Below are 24,027 nucleotides of genomic sequence, written 5' to 3' on the forward strand. Positions count from 1 at the left end.
TTTCTTATGCAAAATTCAGCGCCATTGTTAAGCGTGGTGGTTGCCGTTTATAACGGCGAAGCTTTTCTGGATCAGTTCTTTACCTGCCTTGTGAATCAACGCATCGACAGCATGGAAGTCATTATTGTCAATGATGGCTCGACTGACCGCTCGATGCAGATCGTCGAAAGCTGGCGTGAAAAACTGCCGCAGATGCAGGTGATTGAACAGCAAAACCAGGGCGTTTCCATTGCGCGGAATACCGGCCTGGCCGTTGCAACCGGTCAGTATCTCTCTTTCCCGGATATTGATGACGTCTTCAAACCTGGCATGTACCAGCGTCTGCTGGATATGGCCGTCACGCAGGATCTGGATGTCGCCACCTGCAACGGCAACTACGTCTGGGAAAATGATAAGAAACCGTCTCGACCTATCTTCCCCGAGGATAAACTCGCCTCAACGGGCGTTATGACGGGCCCGGCATGGTTAAAGATGGCGCTGGATTCACGTAAGTTCCTGCACGTGACCTGGCTTAATATTTATCGCCACGATTTTATTCGTAAACACAGTTTCCATTTCGAACCCGGGCTGCGCCATCAGGATATCCCGTGGACCACCGAGGTGCTGCTTGCCGCAGAGCGCGTTCAGTACACCAGTGAACGCTTTTATGACTACTACATTCACTCTGCCTCGGTATCGCATACACCGGATAATGACGACACGCTGATCCGCTCCGCGCGCCACTACATGAAAATCCTGCAGATGCTTGATGCCATTAACCAGCGTTACCCGGATAAAGTGAAAAAGATCCCCGCCTGCCACTGGCAAATCGCCAAAGAGGGGCTGGGGATCATTCATACCTTCGACAACATGAAGGATGAGACAAAGAAAACAATGATTATCAAAGAGTTCTTCGACACCGGGATCTGGAAACTTATCTGGAAAAGTGCCAAAAGCCCGCGTTTGCGCTGGCGCCTGGGCCGACGCTACTTCCGTTTAAAACGGTATCTGGCATAAGAGATAGCTTTACCTGGCTTAAATGCTTAGAATTTGCCCGCCGAAACTAAAAAGACGGATAATCGCTTGGAATTGTTGTATACCGCCCTGCTCTATATCATTCAGCCACTGGTGTGGCTGAGACTGTTGCTTCGTAGCCGTAAAGCGCCTGCGTATCGTAAACGCTGGGCTGAACGCTATGGCTTTTGCCGCAATAAAGTCGCCCCGGACGGTATTTTGCTGCATTCCGTTTCTGTCGGTGAAACGCTGGCGGCGATCCCGCTGGTTCGCGCTCTGCGCCACCGCTACCCGTCTCTGCCGATTACCGTCACCACCATGACGCCAACCGGCTCAGAGCGCGCGTTATCCGCGTTTGGCAAAGACGTTCATCACGTCTACCTCCCTTACGATCTGCCCTGCGCTATGAATCGTTTCCTGAACACCGTTCGCCCGAAGCTGGTGATCGTGATGGAAACCGAGCTGTGGCCGAACATGATTTCCGCTCTGCACGCCCGTAAAATTCCGCTGGTGATTGCCAACGCGCGCCTGTCAGAGCGCTCGGCGAAAGGCTACGGCAAGCTGGGCAAATTTATGCGCCGCCTGTTGAGCAAAATCACGCTGATTGCCGCGCAGAACGAAGAAGACGCGGCGCGCTTTATCTCCCTGGGCCTGAAGCGCAACCAGCTTGCCGTGACCGGCAGCCTGAAATTCGATATTTCCGTTACCCCTGAACTGGCCGCCCGCGCCATCACGCTGCGCCGCCAGTGGGCTCCGCGTCGCCAGGTCTGGATAGCGACCAGTACTCATGAGGGCGAAGAGGCGATTATCCTGCAGGCGCACCGTAAGCTGCTGGAAACCTTCCCGGACCTACTGCTGATTCTGGTGCCTCGTCACCCCGAACGTTTTAAAGATGCCCGTGAAATGGTGCAGAAAGGCGGCTTCAGCTTCACCCTGCGCAGCAGCGGAGAGATCCCTTCCGGCAGTACCCAGGTGGTGATTGGCGATACGATGGGCGAACTGATGCTGCTCTACGGCATTGCTGACCTCGCCTTTGTTGGCGGCAGCCTGGTGGAGCGCGGAGGCCATAACCCGCTGGAGCCGGCAGCCCACGCCATTCCTGTGCTGATGGGTCCACACACGTTTAACTTCAAAGATATCTGCGCTAAATTGCAGCAGGCCGATGGTTTAATTACCGTGACCGATGCGGACTCGGTCGTCAAAGAAGTATCGACCCTTCTGACGGATGAAGATTACCGCCTGTGGTACGGTCGCCACGCCGTCGAAGTGCTGCACCAGAACCAGGGCGCACTCACCCGTCTGCTGCAGCTTCTGCAACCTTATCTGCCTCAGCGGAGCCACTAATGTCTACGCGTCTGTCGGTCGTCATGATCGCCAAAAACGCCGCCGACCTGCTTCCGGACTGCCTGGCCTCCGTCGCCTGGGCTGACGAAATTGTTATCCTCGACTCCGGAAGCACGGACAACACGGTGGACATCGCCCGGGCTGCGGGCGCAAAAGTCTTTACCGATACCGACTGGCAGGGCTACGGCATTCAGCGCCAGCGCGCGCAGGGTCACGCCACGGGCGATTATGTGCTGATGATCGACACCGACGAGCGCGTCACCCCGGAACTCCAGCAGGCCATTCAGGCGGTGCTTTCCTCACCCCAGCCTGGCGCTGTATACAGCATCGCGCGTCGCAACTACTTCCTTGGCCGCTTCATGCGCCACAGCGGCTGGTATCCGGATCGCGTAATGCGCCTCTACGAGCGCGGGTGCTTTCAGTACAACGACAATCTTGTCCATGAGTCACTGGCCTGCGACGGCGCACAGGTCATCCCCCTGACGGGTGATTTGCTGCATCTGACCTGCCGTGATTTCGCCAGCTTCCAGCAAAAGCAGCTCAACTATGCCACCGCATGGGCGCAGGAACGCCATCAGCGCGGCAAGAAGGCCTCGTTGACAGGAATCTTCACCCACACGCTGGGCGCGTTTCTGAAAACGCTGCTGCTGCGCGGCGGCGTGCTGGATGGTAAGCAGGGCTGGTTACTGGCGGTAGTGAATGCTCAGTATACTTTCAACAAATACACCGAGCTGTGGGCGCTCTGCCGCGGCTACTCAGAGAAAACGTGAGCCATGAGCACAAAAGCGATTTATCCGGGTACCTTCGATCCGATCACTAACGGTCATCTTGACATCATTACCCGTGCAGCGTGCATGTTCGACAAGGTGATCCTGGCGATTGCCGCCAGCCCCAGCAAAAAGCCGATGTTTGATCTCAACGAGCGCGTGCAACTTGCCACCGACGCCATTTCGCACCTGCCGAATGTTGAAGTTGTCGGGTTCAGCGATCTGATGGCGAACTTCGCCCGCGCCCAGCAGGCCAATATTCTGATTCGTGGCCTGCGCGCGGTGGCAGACTTCGAGTATGAGATGCAGCTGGCGCACATGAACCGCCACCTGATGCCGGAGCTGGAAAGCGTATTCCTGATGCCGTCAAAAGAGTGGTCGTTTATCTCGTCCACGCTGGTAAAAGAGGTGGCGCGCCATCACGGGGACGTTACCCATTTCCTGCCGGATAACGTCCACCTGGCGCTGATGGAAAAGCTAAAGTAGTTCTATTTCTGACACTGGCGGCAGTAGAACGTGGCGCGTTGGGCGTGCTTCGTGGCAATAATCGGCGTCCCGCATGCCCTGCATGGCTCGCCCTTACGGCCATACACCTGCAGCTCCTGGGCAAAATAGCCTGGTTTACCGTCGCTCTGCAGAAAATCCTTCAGGGTGGTCCCACCTTGCTCAATCGAGCGCAGCAGCACTGCTTTAATGACCCGAACCAGCAGCTCACACTCCTGCGCGGACAGCGACGAGGCCAGCCGATCGGGATGGATCCCGGCCGCGAACAGCGATTCACTGGCGTAAATATTCCCCACGCCGACCACCAGCTTATTATCCATCAGCCAGGGCTTGATCGGAGTCTTTTTCTTCGCGCACTTCTCTTTCAGGTAGTCCGCATTAAACGCGTCTGAAAGCGGCTCAGGGCCCAGATGCGCCAGCACGTTGTGTCCTTCCAGCTCCTTCGTCCACAGCCACGCGCCAAAGCGCCGCGGATCGGTGTAGCGGAGCACTTTGCCGTTGCTCATTACCAGGTCAACGTGATCGTGTTTTTCCGCAGGCAGTTCTTCGGTCAGGATGCGCAGGCTCCCGGACATCCCAAGATGGATAATGATCCAGCCGTCAGGCAGCTCCAGCAGCAGGTATTTCGCGCGGCGCTGCACGCTAAGGACGGGTTTGTCGCTTAACGCGTGGATCTCATCGGACACCGGCCAGCGCAGTCGTCCATTACGAACGACGGCATGAAGAATAGTCGCGCCGACCAGATGGGGCTCAATGCCGCGACGGCTGGTCTCTACCTCAGGTAATTCAGGCATGGTTCCTCCGTTGAGATGCAGAATGCAAAAAACCCCGCAGTTGCGGGGTTTTTCAATACAAGGAGGCTAAAATTATTTGATTTTAGCTTCTTTGTACAGTACGTGCTGGCGTACAACTGGATCGAATTTTTTCAGTTCCAGTTTTTCCGGCTTAGTACGTTTGTTCTTCGTGGTGGTGTAGAAGTGACCTGTACCAGCAGAAGAAACCAGCTTGATTTTCTCGCGAATACCTTTAGCCATGATTTATTTCCTCTTTAAGTACTTAGTACTTTTCGCCACGGGCACGCAGTTCAGACAGAACTGTATCGATGCCTTTCTTATCGATTACACGCATACCTTTAGCAGATACACGCAGGGTGACAAAACGCTTCTCGCTCTCAACCCAGAAACGGTGAGAGTGCAGGTTCGGCAGGAAACGGCGTTTAGTCGCGTTCAGTGCGTGGGAACGGTTGTTACCGGTCACCGGACGCTTGCCAGTAACTTGGCAGACTCGGGACATGTCTATTCTCCAAAAATCAAATTAGCTCGAGCTTCGTATGGGGTATCGGCGCCTCGTCAGGCTTTACAGCCCGGTCATCGCGTAGTTCTAAGTGAACTCTCGATTGCCAGGCCCAAATGCCAAACCCGAGATTCTCAAAGGTGGCGTAGTATACGCTGACTCGGCGGTGTGCTCAAGTCCCGAACAGACAAAGATCCCGATGGATCGCGAGAAATAGCCTAAATCCAGCCATGTTCTGCAAAAGAAATATACTCTCCGCGGCCAATTATCAGATGGTCCAGAACACGAATGTCCATGAATTGACAGCATTTGATAATGCGTTCGGTGATTTCTTTGTCAGCTCTGCTCGGTTCTGCACAGCCAGAGGGGTGATTATGCGCGAGGATCACCCCCGCTGCATTCACTTTTATCGCTTCACGCACAATTTCACGCGGATGTACCTCAACGTGGCTCAGTGTACCCGAAAACAGGCGGCTGTGCTTCAGTACCCGGTTCCTGTTGTCGAGAAAGATCACCATAAAGATCTCCCGCTCCAGACCAGATAGCTGGCTTTGCAAAAATTCGCGGGTCATGTCAGGGGTAAGGATCGGATCTTGCTCCTCTATCTGTACGTTATAAAATCGCCGGGCAAGTTCAGCAATACCCCGTAACTGGGCATACTTCGCGACGCCAATGCCTTCTACGTGCGTAAACGCCTCCAGTTCGGCTGTCAGCAAACCATGTAGTGAACCAAAATGGTCTATCAGATTTTTCGCCAGCGTAAATACCGTTTTTCCCTTCGTACCTGTACGTAAAAAGAGCGCCAGCAGCTCCTCGTCTTTTAATAACGCGACGCCATGACGCAGCATTTTTTCGCGCGGTAGCAGCAGTTCAGTCTCTTCCATGCCCGGCCTCCTTCTGTTTGCCATTATGCTGCCACAGGCAAATCCGGGGCTCGACGCTGAGGTTTCGTTCTTGCGTAGCGCCTCGCAAAGTGCATAAAGGACTTCATCACCCCCTATTTGGGATTGTGGTAAAATGCCCGCTCTCTGGTGAAACCCAACAGGAAAGAATCATGATGAGCCTGGCCGGTAAAAAAATCGTTCTTGGCGTGAGCGGCGGCATTGCTGCCTATAAAGCGCCGGAGCTGGTGCGTCGTCTGCGCGAGCGCGGGGCGGACGTGCGGGTCGCGATAACCGAAGGCGGTAAAGCCTTTATCACCCCTCTGAGCCTGCAGGCGGTTTCAGGATACCCGGTATCTGACAGCCTGCTCGATCCGGCCGCCGAAGCCGCGATGGGGCATATTGAGCTTGGGAAATGGGCCGATCTGGTGATTCTTGCCCCTGCCACGGCAGATTTAATTGCCCGCGTGGCGGCCGGTATGGCGAACGATCTGGTTTCGACCATTTGCCTCGCGACGCCTGCCCCCGTCGCCGTTGTGCCCGCCATGAACCAGCAGATGTACCGCAATGCCGCTACCCAGCATAATCTGGAGACGCTGGCTTCGCGCGGCCTGCTTGTCTGGGGCCCGGACAGCGGCAGCCAGGCCTGCGGCGACGTTGGCCCGGGGCGTATGCTCGACCCGCTGACGATTGTGGATATGGCCGCCGCCCATTTTTCACCTGTCAACGACCTGCAACATCTCAACATCATGATTACCGCGGGCCCGACGCGCGAGCCGCTGGACCCGGTGCGTTACATCACCAACCACAGCTCCGGCAAAATGGGCTTTGCGATTGCTGCCGCAGCGGCAAAACGCGGTGCTAACGTCACGCTGGTCAGCGGCCCGGTCTCGCTACCTACGCCACCTTTTGTACAGCGTATTAATGTTACCACCGCGCTGGAGATGGAAGCCGCCGTGCAGGCTCATGCGCAACGCCAGCAGATTTTTATCGGCTGTGCGGCCGTGGCAGACTATCGCGCCGAGACCATCGCCGAGTCTAAAATTAAAAAGCAAGGCGATGAATTAACACTGAAAATGGTGAAAAACCCGGACATTGTTGCCGGTGTCGCCGCATTAAAAAGCCATCGACCTTACGTTGTTGGATTTGCCGCAGAAACGAATAATGTGGAAGAATATGCCCGGCAAAAACGTACCCGCAAAAACCTCGATTTAATTTGCGCGAACGACGTATCGCTGGCCACGCAAGGATTTAATAGCGACAGCAACGCACTGCACCTTTTCTGGCAGGATGGAGATAAAATCTTACCGCTTGAGCGCAAGGAACTCCTGGGCCAACAATTACTGGACGAGATCGTTACCCGTTATGATGAAAAAAATCGACGTTAAGATTCTGGACCCGCGTGTTGGCGAGCAATTCCCGCTGCCAACCTATGCCACCTCCGGCTCTGCCGGACTTGACCTGCGCGCCTGTCTCGATGACGCCGTAGAACTGGCTCCCGGTGCCACTACCCTGATCCCGACTGGCCTGGCGATCCACATTGCAGACCCGTCTCTGGCGGCAGTGATCCTGCCGCGCTCGGGTCTGGGCCATAAGCACGGCGTAGTGCTGGGTAACCTGGTCGGCCTGATCGACTCCGACTACCAGGGTCAGCTGATGGTGTCCGTCTGGAACCGTGGTCAGGACAGCTTCACCATTGAACCGGGCGAGCGTATCGCGCAGATGGTTTTTGTACCGGTGGTACAGGCAGAATTTAACCTGGTGGCAGACTTTGATGCCACCGACCGTGGCGAAGGCGGCTTCGGCCATTCCGGGCGCAAATAACCGCCCGACACACGTATCTCGCAGCGCCATAACGCAATAACAAACCGCAAACGTCAGTTTGCGGTCGCTGTGTGGATGCCAGCCTGGCAAGTGCTTATTTTCAGGGGTATTTTGTAACATGGCAGAAAAACAAACCGCGAAAAGGAATCGTCGCGAAGAAATACTTCAATCTCTGGCTCTGATGCTTGAATCCAGCGATGGCAGTCAACGCATCACCACCGCCAAACTGGCCGCCTCTGTGGGCGTGTCTGAGGCGGCGCTGTATCGTCATTTCCCCAGCAAAACAAAAATGTTCGACAGCCTGATCGAGTTTATTGAAGACAGTCTGATCACGCGCATTAACCTGATTCTGAAAGATGAAAAAGATACCACCGCGCGTCTTCGTCTGATTGTGCTGTTAATACTGGGCTTTGGGGAGCGCAATCCGGGTTTAACCCGTATCCTGACCGGCCACGCGCTGATGTTTGAGCAGGACAGGCTGCAGGGCCGCATCAATCAGCTTTTTGAGCGTATTGAAGCGCAGCTGCGCCAGGTGCTGCGCGAGAAGAAAATGCGTGAAGGCGAAGGATACAATACGGATGAGACATTGCTGGCAAGCCAGATTCTGGCGTTTTGTGAAGGCATGCTCTCCCGCTTTGTGCGCAGCGAATTCAAATACCGACCAACGGACGATTTTGACGCCCGCTGGCCGTTAGTGGCAGCGCAGCTGCAGTAGCACCGCAGGCCCGGTAAGCGTAGCGCCGCCGGGCAATTCAATTACACACCAAACTCTTCGCGATACGCCCGCACCGCCGCCAGGTGATCCGCCATCTCTGGCTTCTCTTCCAGATACGCAATCAGGTCTTTCAGAGTGATGATAGAGGTCACTTTGCAGCTGTAATCACGCTCTACTTCCTGGATAGCAGAGATATCGCCGCGACCACGCTCCTGACGATCAAGAGAAATCAGCACGCCAGCCAGCGTCGCACCGTTGGCCTGGATAATCTCCATAGATTCACGGATCGCGGTGCCTGCGGTAATCACGTCGTCGACCAGCATCACGCGGCCCTGCAGCGCGCTGCCCACAAGATTACCGCCTTCACCGTGGGTTTTGGCCTCTTTGCGGTTAAAGCAGTACGGCACATCACGGTCATGGTGCTCCGCCAGCGCCACCGCCGTGGTAGTTGCAATCGGAATGCCCTTGTACGCAGGGCCAAACAGCAGGTCGAAATCAATCCCGGAATCCACCAGCGCTTCGGCATAGAAGCGGCCTAACAGTGCCAGATCGCGCCCGGTATTAAACAGCCCGGCGTTGAAGAAATACGGGCTCTTACGCCCGGATTTCAGCGTAAATTCGCCAAACTTAAGTACCTGTTTATTAATTGCAAACTCAATAAACTGGCGCTGATACGATTTCATGGATTCGCTCCTTTGGTTTTTTCTGTCTTACAGGCAAAAAAAAGGCGACTCATTGGTCGCCTTTAAAATCAATTTTCTAACGCCGCTTTTTGCGTCGTTACAATGGATTCGATTCCCCCTCGGGCCAACGCCAGCAGGGAGAGAAGTTCTTCATGGGTGAACGGCTCACCTTCCGCCGTCCCCTGCACCTCAATGATGCGACCATCTTCGGTCATCACCACGTTCATGTCGGTCTCGGCGGCAGAATCTTCAACATATTCCAGATCGCAAAGCGCTTCACCATTAACGATCCCCACGGAAACCGCCGCGACCATCCCTTTCATAGGGTTGGTTTTCAGCTTACCAGCTGCAACCAGCTTGTTCAGGGCATCGGCCAGCGCCACACAGGCACCGGTAATGGACGCGGTACGCGTGCCGCCATCTGCCTGAATCACGTCGCAGTCCAGGGTAATAGTGAATTCACCGAGGATTTTCAGGTCAACGGCGGCGCGCAGCGCACGTGCGATCAGGCGCTGGATTTCCATGGTACGTCCACCCTGCTTACCCTTTGCCGCTTCACGGGCGTTACGGGTATGGGTCGCGCGCGGCAGCATGCCGTACTCGGCGGTGATCCAACCCTGGCCCTGACCTTTCAGAAAGCGCGGAACACCTTCTTCGATGGACGCGGTGCAAAGCACTTTGGTGTCACCAAACTCAACCAGCACGGAGCCTTCAGCGTGTTTTGTATAGTTACGGGTCAGGGTGACGGGACGCACCTGATTGGCGCTACGACCTGATGGACGCATGATGGATTCTCCGGCTTGAAACGAATGTGGCTGCGCATTATACGGATAAAGGACGCTTATTCCTATCCTGAGAAGCCCCCGAAAGCTATAATCCCCCCATCTCTCCTTTAAAAACGGGAATGTCTATGATCCGCAGTATGACCGCCTACGCCCGGCGTGAAATCAAGGGTAGCTGGGGTAGCGCTACCTGGGAAATGCGTTCGGTAAACCAGCGCTATCTGGAAACATATTTCCGTATGCCGGAACAGTTCCGCAGCCTTGAACCTGTAGTGCGCGAGCGTATCCGTACGCGTCTGACCCGCGGGAAAGTGGAATGCAACCTGCGTTTTGAGCCAGATGCCAGCGCGCAGGGCGAGCTGATCCTCAACGAAAAACTGGCGAAACAGCTCGTGAATGCGGCGAACTGGGTCAAAATGCAGAGCGATGAAGGCGAAATCAACCCGGTTGATATTCTGCGCTGGCCTGGCGTCATGGCCGCCGGCGAGCAGGATCTGGACGCGATTGCCGCAGAAATTCTGGCAGCCCTCGACGGCACGCTGGATGACTTTATCGTTGCCCGCGAAACCGAAGGTCAGGCGCTGAAAGCGATGATTGAGCAGCGCCTTGAAGGCGTCAGCGCTGAAGTGGCGAAGGTTCGCGCCCATATGCCGGAAGTGCTGCAGTGGCAGCGCGAGCGTCTGGTCGCCAAGCTGGAAGAAGCAGAAGTTCAGCTGGAAAACACCCGTCTGGAACAAGAGCTGGTGCTGATGGCGCAGCGTATCGATGTTGCTGAAGAGCTGGACCGTCTGGAAGCGCACGTTAAAGAGACCTATAACATCCTGAAGAAGAAGGAAGCGGTGGGCCGCCGTCTGGACTTTATGATGCAGGAGTTCAACCGCGAGTCGAACACTTTGGCGTCTAAGTCTATCAACGCTGAAGTGACCAACTCAGCGATTGAACTCAAGGTTCTGATTGAGCAGATGCGCGAGCAGATCCAGAATATTGAGTAATCGCTTTTTGGATGGCGCCGGCTGACGCCATCCATTATTATTTCTAATCCGAATTCCCGTCTCTTTTCTAATTCAGCAGCCAAGTATCAAAGATATTCAACATGTATTGATTAAATTTTATAGGTGAAACCCAATCGCCTTAGAAAATCTCAATCGTGATCTTGCGCACAAATCGCTAACCTTTCCGCGTTCACACCGGAGGGTATATGCTGCTTCACATTCTTTATCTTATTGGTATCACCGCTGAAGCCATGACTGGTGCTCTCGCCGCCGGGCGTCGCCGGATGGACACCTTCGGCGTGATCATTATTGCTACAGCGACCGCCCTGGGCGGCGGTTCCGTGCGCGACATCCTGCTTGGTCATTACCCGCTCGGCTGGGTGAAGCATCCTGAGTATGTGATTATCGTCGCAACGGCTGCCGTATTAACCACCATCGTGGCACCCGTTATGCCGCACCTTCGCCGCCTGTTCCTGGTGCTTGACGCGCTGGGGCTGATCGTCTTTTCGATCATCGGCGCGCAAATCGCGCTCGATATGGGGGAAGGCCCGGTTATCGCCACCATTGCTGCCGTGGTGACGGGCGTTTTCGGCGGCGTGCTGCGCGATATGTTCTGCAAACGCATTCCTCTGGTCTTCCAAAAAGAGCTGTATGCCGGTATCTCCTTCGCCGCAGCGGTGCTCTACATTGCCCTGCAGCATTACGTTTCAAACCACGACGTGGTGGTCATCTCCACGCTGCTGTTTGGCTTTACGGCCCGCATGCTGGCGCTGCGTCTGAAGCTCGGATTGCCCGTGTTTCACTATAAGCACAGCGCCCACTGATCTCAGAACCCATTGATGTGCTGCTGAGCAAGCCACCTGACCAGCACATCGATCTCTGGCGCGTGCAGCCAGGCAACGATTTGCCGCGCCTTCTCCGCTCCCGTACCCGGCAAGGCCTGCCAGGCCTTTTCACTGCGTTCGCTCATCTTCTGCCACGACACATCTTCCAACGCCTTCAGCGAGGCCTGTGGCAGCGGAACACCCAGCGCCATAATCCAGCGGATAAATGCTGCTCATGCACCTGATTAAAGCGATGCCAGAGCGCCAGCCCGCGTGCGGCAGAGAATCCCGGCGTCGACTGCAGTTGCTCCTGCGTTAATAGCAGCCACGAAAAGAGATGTTCAAAATGATGCGCCTGCCAGAGTGTGCGCCAGCCTGACTCACCTAATCCTTCAATGTTGAATACCTGCTTTGAACTGAGCCACGTCAGCCGGGCAAAGAACTGTTCCATACACTCCGGCGAGGCATAAAAGCAACTCAGGGAGTGATAACGCGAGGCCGGAGGCTCTGGTTTTTGTCTGTCCGCCCCTCGCCAGACCACCTTATCAAACCGGGGGATACCCTGCCCTGCCAGGCTGACCTGGATCTGATCGCCCGGGGCAATATCCAGCCTCTGCCAGCGTCCAACCGAACCGAGACTCACGCGCTGCACCCGTTTATCGTCCAACTGCACAGGCTCAAGTGCCGCCACGACAGAAATTTTGCCCGTGCGCCCCACGGAAAAAAGAATATTCCTGACCTCTGCCACCTGTGCCGCAGGCGAATATTTCCACGCGATAATCCAGTTGCCTTCGCCGGGCAGCCAACTCTCCCCTGTAGGTGGCTCCGCAGACCGAACCACTATGCCATCCGTGGCAAAAGGCAATGCCGTGTTTTGCCAGGCCAAACGCTGTTTTTCAACAGAATCAACCGCTTGTACGGGCAACGTATAGCGCGCCGTCAGGGAAAAGCCTGCGCTGGACAGCTCAGACAGCCTGTTTTCCATTCCCTTCGGTCCATCCGGCCAGGCCCAGATAAATATTCCTGTCTGGCTCAAAAGCGCGTTGTCCTTTTGTCGCATCATCGCGCCCGCCACTTTTGCGCGAGCATTCATTCCGCCCATCTGCCGCTGGACGTGGTTTTCGCGTAGCCAGAAAAGCTCCCCCTGTAAGACGCTGTTTGCAAGCGCGCCGGATACCTCCTTGGGCACGGACGGGATCAAACGCACGCGGGCTGTCCAGTCCTCGCCTTTTAGCCCATTACCACGGCTGATGGCCCGCGCTAGCTTTCCGTTGCGATACACCAGCGTCACCGCCACGCCATCAACTTTTGGCTGCATCCAGAGATTTTTCCGGCCGTGCATCCAGTGACCCAGCGCTTCTTTGCTGGCTGCTTTACGTACCCCCGTATGGGCAACAGGATGTTTTACGTTTCCCTCCAGCGCAGGAAGGGCGCTCTCAGCAAAATCGTTGCCGAAACAGCGCTGCCACTGGGTTAAACGGCCGTTGAGCTGGTCATACACTTCGTCACTGACCTCGCTCACCCCCAGCTTCCAGTAAGCTTCATCCCAGCGTTTGATTTGTGCACTTAATGACGCAATCTCTTTTTCGGCTTTTGCCTGTGACCACACCGGGCACACCGCCGCCCCGTAACCACACCACAACAGCATTAACCCGCTTATCCACCGCCACATCGCTATCCCTCCTTTGCAATGCAGGAGGTATAACCTGACGTGAGAAACGACGCTAATAGCAACCTTTCACGTTGCGAGGCGCTATCCAGCGTTAATTTTTATAGCTGCAAACCGCAGGTAAAACCTGAAAACGGTACGCAAAATTCAATAATCCAGGGGAAAAAGTGTGACAAAGGCTACGTCACACAGCGGCGACGTGTATAATAAGCCCGTATGTAGGACTTCTTCGTTAACACATACAAAAGACTCTCATGGCTCAAGGCACGCTTTATATTGTTTCTGCCCCTAGCGGCGCGGGTAAATCCAGCCTTATTCAGGCACTGTTAAAAACCCAACCGTTGTACGACACACAGGTTTCTGTTTCTCACACCACGCGAGCGCCGCGTCCGGGTGAAGTGCACGGTGAACACTATTTCTTTGTGGATCACGACGAGTTCAGAGCGATGATCGGCAGAGATGCGTTTCTTGAACACGCAGAAGTGTTTGGTAACTACTACGGCACCTCGCGTGAAACCATTGAGCAGGTTCTGGCGACGGGCGTGAATGTGTTCCTCGACATCGACTGGCAGGGCGCACAGCAAATTCGCAAGAAAATGCCTGACTCGCGCAGTATCTTTATTTTACCGCCGTCGAAGGATGAGCTGGATCGCCGCCTGCGTGGCCGCGGTCAGGACAGTGAAGAAGTCATCGCAAAGCGTATGGAACAGGCAGTTGCAGAAATGAGCCATTACGCGGAATATGATTACCTTATTGTGAATGATGATTTTGATGCCGCGCTGAGCGATCTCAAAACCATTCTTCGCGCAGAACGACTGCGTATGAGCCGCCAGAAGCAGCGACATGACGCATTAATCACCAAACTGTTGGCAGACTGAACCCACTTTCAGTATCATGCCCAGTCATTTCTTCACCTGTGGAGCATTTTAAGTATGGCACGCGTAACTGTTCAGGACGCTGTAGAGAAAATTGGTAACCGTTTTGACCTGGTGCTGGTCGCCGCGCGTCGCGCTCGTCAGATGCAGGTGGGCGGTAAAGATCCGCTGGTACCGGAAGAAAACGATAAAACCACCGTTATTGCACTTCGCGAAATCGAAGAAGGTCTGATCAACAACCAGATCCTCGACGTGCGTGAGCGCCAGGAGCAGCAAGAGCAGGAAGCCGCAGAACTGCAGGCCGTAACCGCCATTGCTGAAGGTCGTCGTTAATTAAACCTGCGGGTCGCCCTTGTATCTGTTTGAAAGCCTGAATCAACTGATTCAAATCTACCTGCCTGAAGACCAGATTAAGCGTCTTCAGCAGGCGTATCTCGTTGCACGTGACGCTCACGAGGGCCAGACACGTTCAAGCGGTGAACCCTACATCACGCACCCGGTTGCGGTAGCCTGTATTCTGGCCGAGATGAAACTCGACTACGAAACGCTGATGGCTGCCCTGCTGCACGACGTGATCGAAGATACCCCTGCCACCTACCAGGATATGGAACAGCTGTTTGGCAAAAGCGTTGCCGAGCTGGTGGAAGGGGTCTCTAAGCTTGATAAGCTGAAATTCCGCGACAAGAAAGAGGCGCAAGCCGAAAACTTCCGCAAGATGATTATGGCGATGGTGCAGGATATCCGCGTCATTCTCATCAAACTCGCTGACCGTACCCACAACATGCGCACGCTGGGCTCACTTCGCCCGGATAAACGTCGCCGCATTGCCCGTGAAACCCTCGAAATTTACAGTCCGCTGGCGCACCGTTTAGGTATCCACCACATCAAAACCGAGCTGGAAGAGCTGGGCTTTGAAGCGTTGTACCCGAACCGCTATCGCGTGATTAAAGAGGTGGTGAAAGCCGCACGCGGTAACCGTAAAGAGATGATTCAAAAGATCCTCTCTGAAATTGAAGGGCGTTTGCAGGAAGCGGGAATCCCGTGCCGCGTCAGCGGTCGCGAAAAACATCTTTACTCCATCTACTGCAAAATGGTGCTCAAAGAGCAGCGTTTTCACTCGATCATGGATATCTACGCGTTCCGCGTAATCGTCCACGACTCTGACACCTGCTACCGCGTGCTGGGGCAGATGCACAGCCTCTATAAACCGCGCCCGGGGCGCATGAAAGATTACATCGCCATTCCGAAAGCGAACGGCTATCAATCTTTGCATACCTCGATGATCGGTCCGCACGGCGTGCCTGTTGAAGTGCAGATCCGCACCGAAGACATGGACCAGATGGCAGAGATGGGTGTAGCCGCACACTGGGCTTACAAAGAGCACGGTGGCGAAAGCAGCACCACCGCGCAAATCCGCGCCCAGCGCTGGATGCAGAGCCTGTTGGAGCTTCAGCAGAGTGCGGGTAGCTCGTTCGAATTTATCGAGAGCGTTAAATCCGATCTCTTCCCGGATGAGATTTACGTTTTCACCCCAGAAGGCCGCATTGTCGAACTGCCTGCGGGCGCAACGCCGGTCGACTTCGCCTACGCCGTGCATACCGATATCGGGCACGCCTGCGTGGGCGCGCGCGTCGACAGACAGCCTTACCCGCTGTCTCAACCGCTCTCCAGTGGCCAGACGGTCGAAATTATTACCGCGCCGGGCGCACGTCCGAACGCGGCCTGGCTGAACTTTGTCGTGAGTTCCAAAGCGCGCGCCAAAATTCGTCAGCTGTTGAAAAACCTCAAGCGCGATGACTCCGTCAGCCTGGGGCGTCGACTGCTTAACCACGCGTTGGGCGGCAGCCGCAAGCTGGCTGAGATCCCACCGGAGCATATTCAGCGTGAACTCGACCGTATGAAGCTCACGTCTCTGGACGATCTGCTGGCGGAAATTGGTCTGGGTAACGCGATGAGCGTCGTGGTAGCGAAAAACCTGCAGCAGGGCGAAGCGACGCCATCTGCTCCAGGCGCATCCGGCCATGCTCATCTGCCGATCAAAGGCGCGGACGGGGTGCTGATCACCTTCGCAAAATGTTGCCGTCCAATCCCTGGCGACCCGATTATTGCTCACGTCAGTCCGGGCAAAGGGCTGGTTATCCACCATGAATCCTGTCGTAACATTCGCGGCTACCAGAAAGAAGCCGAGAAGTTTATGGCGGTCGAGTGGGATAAAGAGACGGCGCAGGAATTTATCACCGAAATTAAGGTGGATATGTTCAACCACCAGGGTGCCCTGGCGAACCTGACGGCAGCCATCAACACGGCCTCGTCCAACATTCAGAGCCTGAATACGGAAGAAAAAGACGGCCGCGTCTATAGCGCCTTTATTCGTCTGACCGCTCGCGACCGCGTGCATCTGGCGAACATTATGCGCAAGATCCGCGTCATGCCGGACGTGATTAAAGTCACCCGAAACCGAAACTAGGTTTATGAATTCACAACGTTATGCCCGTATCTGCGAAATGCTTGCCAGACGCCAGCCTGACCTGACGGTCTGCATGGAGCAGGTGCATAAACCTCATAACGTCTCTGCCATCGTCCGTACCGCAGATGCCGTCGGCGTGCATGAAGTGCACGCCGTCTGGCCGGGTCACCGGATGCGAACCATGGTCTCTGCTGCGGCAGGCAGTAACAGCTGGGTATCCGTCAAATCTCACCAGACGATTGGCGATGCCGTATCGCATCTGAAAGGACGCGGGATGCAGATCCTGGCGACAAACCTGTCCGATAAGGCCGTGGATTTCCGCGAAATCGACTATACCCGCCCGACCTGCATTTTGATGGGTCAGGAGAAAACCGGGATCTCCCAGGAAGCGCTGGATCTGGCGGATCGGGACATCATCATTCCGATGATCGGCATGGTCCAGTCCCTTAACGTCTCCGTGGCGTCCGCGCTCATTCTGTATGAAGCGCAGCGCCAGCGTCAGAACGCCGGGATGTACGAGCGCAGCAACAGCATGCTGCCGGAAGAAGAACAGCAGCGCCTGCTGTTTGAAGGTGGCTATCCGGTGCTGGCTCGCGTTGCGAAGCAGAAAAAATTGCCTTACCCCCACGTCAACGCGCAGGGCGAAATTGAAGCCGATGCCGAGTGGTGGGCCACTATGCAGTACGCCGGGTAACCGATGAAAGGCCGCCTGCTGGATGCTATCCCGCTCAACAGCCTGTCGGGCGTGGGCGCGGCGCAAAGCAATAAGCTGGCAAAAATTGGCCTGCACACCGTGCAGGATCTCCTGCTTCACCTCCCCCTGCGTTACGAAGACCGCACCCAGCTTTACAAGATTGGCGATCTGCTTCCCGCCATTTACGCCACCGTTGAAGGCGAAGTCCTGAACTGCAATATCACTTTCGGCGGACGCCGGATGATGACCTGTCAGATCAGCGACGGCACTGGCATCCTCACCATGCGTTTCTTCAACTTCAGCGCTGCAATGAAAAACAGCCTGGCGACAGGCCGCAGAGTGCTGGCCTATGGCGAAGCCAAACGCGGGAAATACGGCGCAGAGATGATCCACCCGGAGTACCGCGTGCAGGGCGATCTCAGCACGCCGGAGCTGCAGGAGACGCTCACCCCGGTTTACCCGACGACCGAAGGCATCAAGCAGGCGACGCTGCGTAAGCTCACCGATCAGGCGCTGGAGCTGCTGGACACCTGTGCCATTACCGAACTGCTGCCGCCAGAACTGGCTCAGGGGATGATGAGCCTGCCCGAGGCGCTGCGCACCCTGCACCGCCCGCCGCCAACGCTGCAGCTCAGCGATTTAGAAAGCGGTAAACACCCCGCCCAACGGCGTCTTATCCTTGAGGAATTACTGGCGCATAACCTGAGCATGCTGGCGCTGCGCGCCGGCGCGCAGCGTTTCCACGCTCAGCCGTTAAGCCCGAATGATGTGCTCAAAGATAAGCTGCTGGCCTCGCTACCCTTTAAGCCCACCGGCGCGCAGGCGCGCGTCACCGCAGAGATTGAGCGCGACATGGCGCTCGACGTGCCGATGATGCGCCTGGTGCAGGGCGACGTAGGCTCAGGTAAAACGCTGGTTGCCGCCCTGGCCGCGTTACGCGCCATCGCCCACGGCAAACAGGTCGCGCTGATGGCACCGACAGAGCTGCTGGCCGAGCAGCACGCCAATAATTTCCGCGCCTGGTTCGCACCGCTCGGGATTGAGGTGGGCTGGCTCGCCGGAAAGCAAAAAGGCAAAGCGCGTCTTGCGCAGCAGGAAGCCATCGCCAGCGGCCAGGTGCAGATGATTGTCGGCACACACGCTATCTTTCAGGAGCAGGTGCAGTTTAACGGCCTCGCGCTGGTGATTATCGACGAGCAGCACCGCTTCGGCGTGCATCAGCGTCTGGCGCTGTGGGAAAAAGGGCTGCAGCAGGGCTTCCACCCGCACCAGCTGATCATGACCGCCACGCCGATCCCGCGTACCCTGGCGATGACCGCCTACGCCGATCTGGATACCTCTACCATCGACGAACTGCCGCCGGGCCGAACGCCGGTGACGACGGTCGCCATACCGGATACGCGCCGCAGCGACATCATTGACCGGGTGCGCAATGCCTGCACCCATGAAGGGCGTCAGGCCTACTGGGTCTGTACCCTGATTGAAGAGTCTGAACTGCTGGAAGCCCAGGCCGCCGAAGCGACGTGGGAAGAGCTCAAGCTGGCACTGCCCGAGCTGAACGTTGGCCTGGTTCACGGCCGCATGAAGCCTGCCGAGAAGCAGGCGGTGATGCAATCCTTCAAACAGGGGGAACTGCATTTGCTGGTCGCGACGACGGTCATCGAAGTGGGCGTTGACGTCCCCAACTCCAGTTTGATGATCATCGAAAACCCGGAACGTCTGGGGCTTGCCCAGCTCCACCAGCTGCGCGGGCGCGTTGGCCGCGGCGCGGTAGCGTCTCACTGCGTGCTGCTTTACAAAGCTCCGCTTTCAAAAACCGCCCAGATGCGACTGCAGGTGCTGCGCGACAGCAACGACGGCTTTGTGATTGCGCAAAAAGACCTGGAGATACGCGGCCCGGGCGAACTACTGGGCACGCGCCAGACGGGAAATGCTGAATTCAAAGTGGCGGATTTACTGCGCGATCAGGCCATGATCCCAGAAGTTCAGCGCCTTGCGCGCCATATTCATGAACGCTACCCCGAACAGGCGGCAGCGTTAATTGAGCGTTGGATGCCGGAAACCGAACGGTATTCCAACGCCTGATCTCAGGCAAATATCGGCAGCATCAGGTAAAGCTTGATCACCAGCGCGTTGACGATATCAATGAAGAATGCGCCGACCATCGGGACCACCAGAAACGCCATATGCGATGGCCCGAATCGTTCGGTGATCGCCTGCATGTTGGCGATAGCCGTTGGGGTAGCCCCCAGACCAAACCCGCAGTGACCGGCCGCCAGCACCGCCGCATCATAGTTTTTCCCCATCATGCGCCAGGTCACGAACATGGCATAAAGCGCCATAAACAGCGCCTGCACCGCCAGAATCGCCACCATCGGCAGCGCCAGCGAGGCCAGCTCCCACAGCTTCAGGCTCATCAGCGCCATCGCCAGGAACAGCGACAGACAGACGTTGCCAAGCACCGATACCGCACGGTCAAACACGCGATAGAAGCCCATCAGCGCCAGACCGTTGCTCAGGATCACCCCGATAAACAGCACGCAGACAAACGTCGGCAGTTCAAACGCGGTACCCGCCAGCCATTGCGCAACCACTTTGCCCACGGTCAGGCAGATGGCAATCATCGCGATGGTTTCAATCATCACTAGCGAGGTGATGCTGCGGCCAACGTCCGGTTTTTCAAACGCGGTCGGCACCATTTCATCGTCCGGTCTGCCATTCGGCGTGGTGGAGTGCTTCACCAGATAACGCGCTACCGGGCCGCCAATCAGGCCACCCAGTACCAGGCCAAAGGTCGCGCAGGCCATCGCCACTTCCGTCGCGTTTTCAAAACCGTAGCGTTCGACGAACAGCTTGCTCCACGCCGCGCCGGTGCCGTGACCGCCCGAAAGGGTAATCGACCCCGCCAGCAGCCCCATCAGCGGATCCAGCCCCAGCAGCGTTGCCATACCGATGCCAATGGCGTTCTGCATCAGCAGCAGCCCCACCACCACAATCAGGAATACGCCGAGCACCTTACCGCCCGAGCGCAGGCTCGCCAGGTTGGCGTTCAGGCCGATGGTGGCAAAGAAAGCCAGCATTAGCGGGTCTTTCAGGGACATATCAAAATCAATTTCCCAGCCCATGCTTTTTTTCAATATCAGCAAGGCCAGCGCCACCAGCAGACCGCCGGCGACAGGTTCAGGAATAGTGTATTTTTTCAGAAAGGAAACGCTGTGGACCAGCTTGCGACCAAGCAGAAGAACCAGCGTTGCGGCAACAAGGGTCGACAACGTATCGAGATGAATCATAAAAGGCTCCTGTTATGCGCGTATTCCATACACACGCGGCGTTATCCTGGGCCGGTTTGCGCTCGTCATGAGCCCCCGGCGCAAAAAGTGTAATTTTTTTTTCCGATAGGTTGTAAAAAACCTGCTCACAGCGGCAGATTTTCTTCCTTTTTTTTGCTGGCAATCGTTTGCTTTTACCAGGTGGTCAGATAAAATGCCCGCTTTTCCACCGTGGGATTGCCGCCGATGTCCGTTAACACCATAGAATCGCCAGATGCGCAACCGATTGCGCAGAAGCAAAATAGCGAACTGATTTACCGCCTTGAAGACCGACCGCCGCTGCCGCAGACGCTTTTTGCCGCCTGCCAGCATCTTCTGGCGATGTTTGTTGCGGTGATCACCCCGGCGCTGCTGATTTGCCAGGCACTCGGTTTACCGGCGCAGGACACGCAGCACATTATCAGTATGTCTCTGTTCGCCTCCGGCGTGGCCTCCATTATTCAAATTAAAGCCTGGGGCCCGGTGGGGTCTGGGCTACTGTCGATTCAGGGCACCAGCTTTAACTTCGTGGCGCCGCTGATCATGGGCGGTACAGCGCTGAAAACCGGCGGTGCGGATGTTCCGACCATGATGGCGGCGCTGTTCGGCACCCTGATGCTGGCAAGCTGCACGGAGATGGTCATCTCCCGCGTTCTGCACCTGGCACGCCGTGTGATCACCCCGCTGGTTTCCGGCGTGGTGGTGATGATTATCGGCCTGTCGCTGATTCAGGTGGGCCTCACCTCCATAGGTGGCGGCTACGCGGCAATGAGCGACCACACCTTCGGCGCGCCGAAAAACCTGCTGCTGGCGGGCGTGGTGCTGGCGATCATTATTTTGCTTAACCGTCAGCGTAACCCTTACCTGCGCGTGGCCTCGCTGGTGATCGCCATGGCGGCGGGCTATCTGCTGGCGTGGGCGCTGGGGATGCTGCCGGAGAACACCGCGCCGACCAACAGCGCGCTGATCACCGTCCCAACGCCGCTTTATTACGGCCTGGGCATAGACTGGGGTCTGCTCCTGCCGCTGATGCTGGTCTTTATGATTACTTCTCTGGAGACCATCGGTGATATCACCGCTACCTCCGACGTCTCTGAGCAGCCGGTTTCCGGCCCGCTGTACATGAAGCGTCTGAAAGGCGGCGTGCTGGCGAACGGCCTTAACTCGTTTGTCTCTGCGGTATTCAACACCTTCCCGAACTCCTGCTTCGGCCAGAACAACGGTGTGATCCAGCTGACCGGCGTGGCCAGCCGCTACGTTGGTTTCGTGGTGGCGCTGATGCTGATCGTCCTCGGCCTGTTCCCGGCGGTGAGCGGCTTTGTGCAGCACATTCCTGAGCCGGTGCTGGGCGGCGCAACGCTGGTGATGTTTGGGACTATCGCGGCCTCCGGCGTGCGTATCGTCTCCCGCGAGCCGCTGAACCGCCGCGCAATCATGATTATCGCGCTGTCGCTGGCCGTTGGTCTTGGTGTCTCCCAGCAGCCGCTGATCCTGCAGTTTGCGCCGGACTGGGTTAAAAACCTGCTCTCTTCCGGCATTGCCGCGGGCGGTATCACCGCTATCGTGCTGAACCTCGTTTTCCCGCCTGAGAAGAACTGATCTCCCTTACGGCAGGCAGTCAATGCCTGCCGTGACATCTAATTACATCATTCCCGCCTTGAGCATTGCGCATAAATCGTGCATAACTCCCTTATGTTCGTTTCGCGGGATGGAAGACCATGAAATTTATTGGAAAGCTACTCGTCTATCTTCTGGTAGCCCTGCTTATTGTGCTGCTGGCGTTCTATATTTTGCTCCAGACCCGCTGGGGCGCGGCACAGGTCAGCAGCTGGATTACGGTGAATACCGACTACGAACTCAGTTTCGACAAGATGAATCACCGCTTTTCATCGCCTTCCCACCTCATTCTGGAAAATGTCACCTTTGGGCGGGACGGTAAACCCGCCACATTAGTTGCCAAAAAAGTCGATATTGGCCTGAGCAGCCGTCAGATCACCGCTCCGCTGCACATGGGCACTATCACCCTGTTCGACGGCACGCTGAATCTCTCGCCTCAAACAGCGCCGCTGCCCTTCCAGGCCGATCGTCTGCAGCTGAACAACATGGCCTTTAACAGCCCGAATACTGAATGGGATCTGAGCGCACAGAAGGTCACGGGCGGCGTCAGCCCATGGCAGCCAGAAGCCGGGAACGTGCTGGGTAAAAACGCGAAGATTCAGATGAGCGCCGGCTCGCTGACCCTGAACGGCGTACCGGCCACCAACGTGCTAATCGACGGCCAGTTGAACGGCAAGGAGGTGGTGCTGAACACCATTGGTGCCGATATGGCCCGTGGCTCGCTCACCGGCTCCGCCCTGCGTAACGCTGACGGAAGCTGGATAATCGACACCATGCGCCTGAACGAGATCCGCCTGCAGAGCGACAAAACGCTGAAAGCGTTCTTCGCGCCGCTGGCTACCATCCCCTCCCTGCAAATTGGCCGTCTGGAGGTCACCGATGCCCGCCTGCAGGGCCCGGACTGGGCGGTGACCGATCTCGACTTAAGCCTGCGCAACCTGACTCTCAGCAAAGGCGACTGGCAGAGCCAGGAAGGTCGCCTGTCCATGAACGCCAGCGAGTTTATCTTCGGCTCGCTGCATCTGTTTGACCCGATCCTGAATGCGGAGTTTTCCCCGCAGGGCATAGCGCTGCGTCAGTTCACCTCGCGCTGGGAGGGCGGTATGGTGCGCACGTCCGGCAACTGGCTGCGCGACGGTAAAGCGCTGGTTCTGGACGATGTTGCCATCGCCGGGCTGGAGTACACCCTTCCTGAAAACTGGAAAACGCTGTGGATGGAGCCGCTGCCGGAATGGATGAACAGCGTCACGCTGCAAAAATTCGGCCTGAGCCGCAACCTGGTGATCGACATCGATCCCGCCTTCCCGTGGCAGATCACCTCCCTGGACGGCTACGGCGCAAACCTGCAGCTGGCGAAAGATCGCCAGTGGGGCTTCTGGGGCGGCAGCGCAACATTAAACGGCGCGGCGGCGACCTTTAACCGCGTCGACGTGCGCCGTCCGTCGCTGGCGCTGAATGCCAACGCCGCCACGGTGAACATTAGCGACCTGAGTGCCTTTACCGAGAAAGGTATTCTGGAAGCCACGGCGACCGTTTCACAACTCCCGCAGCGGCAGACCACGGTGAGCCTGAACGGGCGCGGCGTACCGCTCAACGTGCTGCAGCAGTGGGGCTGGCCTGCGTTACCGATTACGGGTGACGGCAATATTCAGATGACCGCCAGCGGCAGCGTGCAGGCGAATGCCCCACTGAAGCCGACGGTGAATGGGAAGCTGAGCGCGGTAAATATGGATAAGCAGCAGGTTGAGCAGACGATGACGGGCGGCGTGGTTGCAACGCCTGTGCAATAAAGTTT

General features: G+C 56.6%; 23 protein-coding genes and 1 pseudogene. 16 read left to right on the forward strand and 8 right to left on the reverse strand.

From position 1 onward, the window contains the following. Positions 1 to 6: 6 nt before the first annotated feature. From AC2FAJ_RS15040 to coaD, 4 genes are all read left to right on the forward strand, one after another. Positions 7 to 996 (forward strand): glycosyltransferase, encoded by a 990-nt coding sequence (locus AC2FAJ_RS15040; protein WP_060571998.1) that lies wholly within the window; start codon positions 7 to 9, stop codon positions 994 to 996. A 66-nt stretch (positions 997 to 1,062) separates the two neighbouring features. Beyond that, positions 1,063 to 2,337, forward strand: a complete 1,275-nt coding sequence (waaA, locus tag AC2FAJ_RS15045; RefSeq protein ID WP_028015020.1) for a lipid IV(A) 3-deoxy-D-manno-octulosonic acid transferase — start codon at positions 1,063 to 1,065, stop codon at positions 2,335 to 2,337. Continuing rightward, positions 2,337 to 3,107: a glycosyltransferase family 2 protein gene (locus tag AC2FAJ_RS15050; RefSeq protein ID WP_060571997.1), complete on the forward strand. Its 771-nt coding sequence runs from the start codon at positions 2,337 to 2,339 to the stop codon at positions 3,105 to 3,107. The genes waaA and AC2FAJ_RS15050 overlap by 1 nt, the downstream gene beginning before the upstream one ends. 3 nt (positions 3,108 to 3,110) lie before the next feature. Next, complete coding sequence (gene coaD / locus AC2FAJ_RS15055) at positions 3,111 to 3,590, forward strand: pantetheine-phosphate adenylyltransferase (RefSeq protein WP_045260067.1); 480 nt, start codon at positions 3,111 to 3,113, stop codon at positions 3,588 to 3,590. Between the two features lie 2 nt (positions 3,591 to 3,592). On the opposite strand, the gene mutM is transcribed toward coaD, so the two are convergent. The 4 genes from mutM to radC form a co-directional block, all read right to left on the reverse strand. Beyond that, entirely contained in the window at positions 3,593 to 4,402 is an 810-nt protein-coding gene (gene mutM, locus AC2FAJ_RS15060; protein WP_028015018.1) for a bifunctional DNA-formamidopyrimidine glycosylase/DNA-(apurinic or apyrimidinic site) lyase, read from the reverse strand. A 72-nt stretch (positions 4,403 to 4,474) separates the two neighbouring features. Further along, positions 4,475 to 4,642, reverse strand: a complete 168-nt coding sequence (gene rpmG, locus AC2FAJ_RS15065) for a 50S ribosomal protein L33 (protein WP_003024094.1) — start codon at positions 4,640 to 4,642, stop codon at positions 4,475 to 4,477. A gap of 22 nt (positions 4,643 to 4,664) precedes the next feature. Beyond that, positions 4,665 to 4,901 (reverse strand): 50S ribosomal protein L28, encoded by a 237-nt coding sequence (gene rpmB, locus AC2FAJ_RS15070; protein WP_002436699.1) that lies wholly within the window; start codon positions 4,899 to 4,901, stop codon positions 4,665 to 4,667. Positions 4,902 to 5,119: 218 nt separating this feature from the next. Continuing rightward, the gene (gene radC / locus AC2FAJ_RS15075) at positions 5,120 to 5,785 is read right to left on the reverse strand and encodes a RadC family protein (protein WP_048958498.1); all 666 of its coding nucleotides are present in this window, start codon (positions 5,783 to 5,785) and stop codon (positions 5,120 to 5,122) included. Positions 5,786 to 5,958: 173 nt separating this feature from the next. Between radC and coaBC the strand changes: the two genes are divergently transcribed. The 3 genes from coaBC to slmA all read left to right on the forward strand — a co-directional run bounded on the left by coaBC (position 5,959) and on the right by slmA (position 8,321). Beyond that, the gene (coaBC, locus tag AC2FAJ_RS15080) at positions 5,959 to 7,170 is read left to right on the forward strand and encodes a bifunctional phosphopantothenoylcysteine decarboxylase/phosphopantothenate--cysteine ligase CoaBC (RefSeq protein ID WP_028015016.1); all 1,212 of its coding nucleotides are present in this window, start codon (positions 5,959 to 5,961) and stop codon (positions 7,168 to 7,170) included. Continuing rightward, the gene (gene dut / locus AC2FAJ_RS15085; RefSeq protein ID WP_015570042.1) at positions 7,148 to 7,606 is read left to right on the forward strand and encodes a dUTP diphosphatase; all 459 of its coding nucleotides are present in this window, start codon (positions 7,148 to 7,150) and stop codon (positions 7,604 to 7,606) included. Before coaBC ends, dut begins: the two co-directional genes overlap by 23 nt. A gap of 118 nt (positions 7,607 to 7,724) precedes the next feature. Beyond that, positions 7,725 to 8,321: a nucleoid occlusion factor SlmA gene (gene slmA, locus AC2FAJ_RS15090; protein ID WP_028015015.1), complete on the forward strand. Its 597-nt coding sequence runs from the start codon at positions 7,725 to 7,727 to the stop codon at positions 8,319 to 8,321. A gap of 41 nt (positions 8,322 to 8,362) precedes the next feature. Here slmA and pyrE read toward each other — a convergent pair whose 3' ends face one another. Both pyrE and rph read right to left on the reverse strand, forming a co-directional pair. Then, complete coding sequence (gene pyrE, locus AC2FAJ_RS15095) at positions 8,363 to 9,004, reverse strand: orotate phosphoribosyltransferase (protein WP_041911672.1); 642 nt, start codon at positions 9,002 to 9,004, stop codon at positions 8,363 to 8,365. A gap of 68 nt (positions 9,005 to 9,072) precedes the next feature. Next, complete coding sequence (rph, locus tag AC2FAJ_RS15100; RefSeq protein ID WP_010426431.1) at positions 9,073 to 9,789, reverse strand: ribonuclease PH; 717 nt, start codon at positions 9,787 to 9,789, stop codon at positions 9,073 to 9,075. A gap of 125 nt (positions 9,790 to 9,914) precedes the next feature. Here rph and AC2FAJ_RS15105 point away from each other — a divergent pair, with 125 nt between their 5' ends. Together AC2FAJ_RS15105 and AC2FAJ_RS15110 are read left to right on the forward strand one after the other, a co-directional pair. After that, positions 9,915 to 10,778 carry a YicC/YloC family endoribonuclease gene (locus AC2FAJ_RS15105; RefSeq protein WP_028015013.1) on the forward strand — a complete coding sequence of 288 codons (864 nt, stop codon included), beginning with the start codon at positions 9,915 to 9,917 and terminating at the stop codon, positions 10,776 to 10,778. Between the two features lie 206 nt (positions 10,779 to 10,984). Beyond that, a complete protein-coding gene (locus tag AC2FAJ_RS15110; protein WP_023334014.1) occupies positions 10,985 to 11,602 on the forward strand; it encodes a trimeric intracellular cation channel family protein in 618 nt (205 codons plus the stop codon). A 2-nt stretch (positions 11,603 to 11,604) separates the two neighbouring features. Here the strand turns inward: AC2FAJ_RS15110 and ligB are convergent. Further along, positions 11,605 to 13,274 (reverse strand): annotated as a pseudogene (gene ligB, locus AC2FAJ_RS15115) (NAD-dependent DNA ligase LigB). Between the two features lie 251 nt (positions 13,275 to 13,525). Here ligB and gmk point away from each other — a divergent pair. The 5 genes from gmk to recG are packed head-to-tail and all read left to right on the forward strand — an operon-like array spanning position 13,526 to position 19,392. Further along, positions 13,526 to 14,149 (forward strand): guanylate kinase, encoded by a 624-nt coding sequence (gmk, locus tag AC2FAJ_RS15120; protein ID WP_010426438.1) that lies wholly within the window; start codon positions 13,526 to 13,528, stop codon positions 14,147 to 14,149. 54 nt (positions 14,150 to 14,203) lie between these two features. Then, the gene (rpoZ, locus tag AC2FAJ_RS15125) at positions 14,204 to 14,479 is read left to right on the forward strand and encodes a DNA-directed RNA polymerase subunit omega (protein WP_000135058.1); all 276 of its coding nucleotides are present in this window, start codon (positions 14,204 to 14,206) and stop codon (positions 14,477 to 14,479) included. 19 nt (positions 14,480 to 14,498) lie between these two features. Further along, positions 14,499 to 16,613, forward strand: coding sequence for a bifunctional GTP diphosphokinase/guanosine-3',5'-bis pyrophosphate 3'-pyrophosphohydrolase (gene spoT, locus AC2FAJ_RS15130; RefSeq protein ID WP_045630233.1), 2,115 nt, complete (start codon positions 14,499 to 14,501; stop codon positions 16,611 to 16,613). Positions 16,614 to 16,617: 4 nt separating this feature from the next. Beyond that, complete coding sequence (trmH, locus tag AC2FAJ_RS15135) at positions 16,618 to 17,307, forward strand: tRNA (guanosine(18)-2'-O)-methyltransferase TrmH (protein ID WP_028015010.1); 690 nt, start codon at positions 16,618 to 16,620, stop codon at positions 17,305 to 17,307. Positions 17,308 to 17,310: 3 nt separating this feature from the next. Next, entirely contained in the window at positions 17,311 to 19,392 is a 2,082-nt protein-coding gene (gene recG / locus AC2FAJ_RS15140) for an ATP-dependent DNA helicase RecG (RefSeq protein ID WP_485454278.1), read from the forward strand. 2 nt (positions 19,393 to 19,394) lie between these two features. Here the strand turns inward: recG and gltS are convergent, their stop codons facing one another. Next, positions 19,395 to 20,597 carry a sodium/glutamate symporter gene (gene gltS, locus AC2FAJ_RS15145; RefSeq protein WP_045630230.1) on the reverse strand — a complete coding sequence of 401 codons (1,203 nt, stop codon included), beginning with the start codon at positions 20,595 to 20,597 and terminating at the stop codon, positions 19,395 to 19,397. 225 nt (positions 20,598 to 20,822) lie between these two features. Here gltS and xanP point away from each other — a divergent pair, with 225 nt between their 5' ends. Both xanP and AC2FAJ_RS15155 read left to right on the forward strand, forming a co-directional pair. After that, positions 20,823 to 22,214, forward strand: coding sequence for a xanthine/proton symporter XanP (xanP, locus tag AC2FAJ_RS15150; protein WP_014881972.1), 1,392 nt, complete (start codon positions 20,823 to 20,825; stop codon positions 22,212 to 22,214). Between the two features lie 119 nt (positions 22,215 to 22,333). Next, the gene (locus tag AC2FAJ_RS15155; protein WP_485454279.1) at positions 22,334 to 24,022 is read left to right on the forward strand and encodes an AsmA family protein; all 1,689 of its coding nucleotides are present in this window, start codon (positions 22,334 to 22,336) and stop codon (positions 24,020 to 24,022) included. The last annotated feature ends 5 nt before the right edge of the window (positions 24,023 to 24,027 follow it).

It is taken from the genome of Enterobacter cloacae complex sp. 385G4, assembly GCF_057320665.1.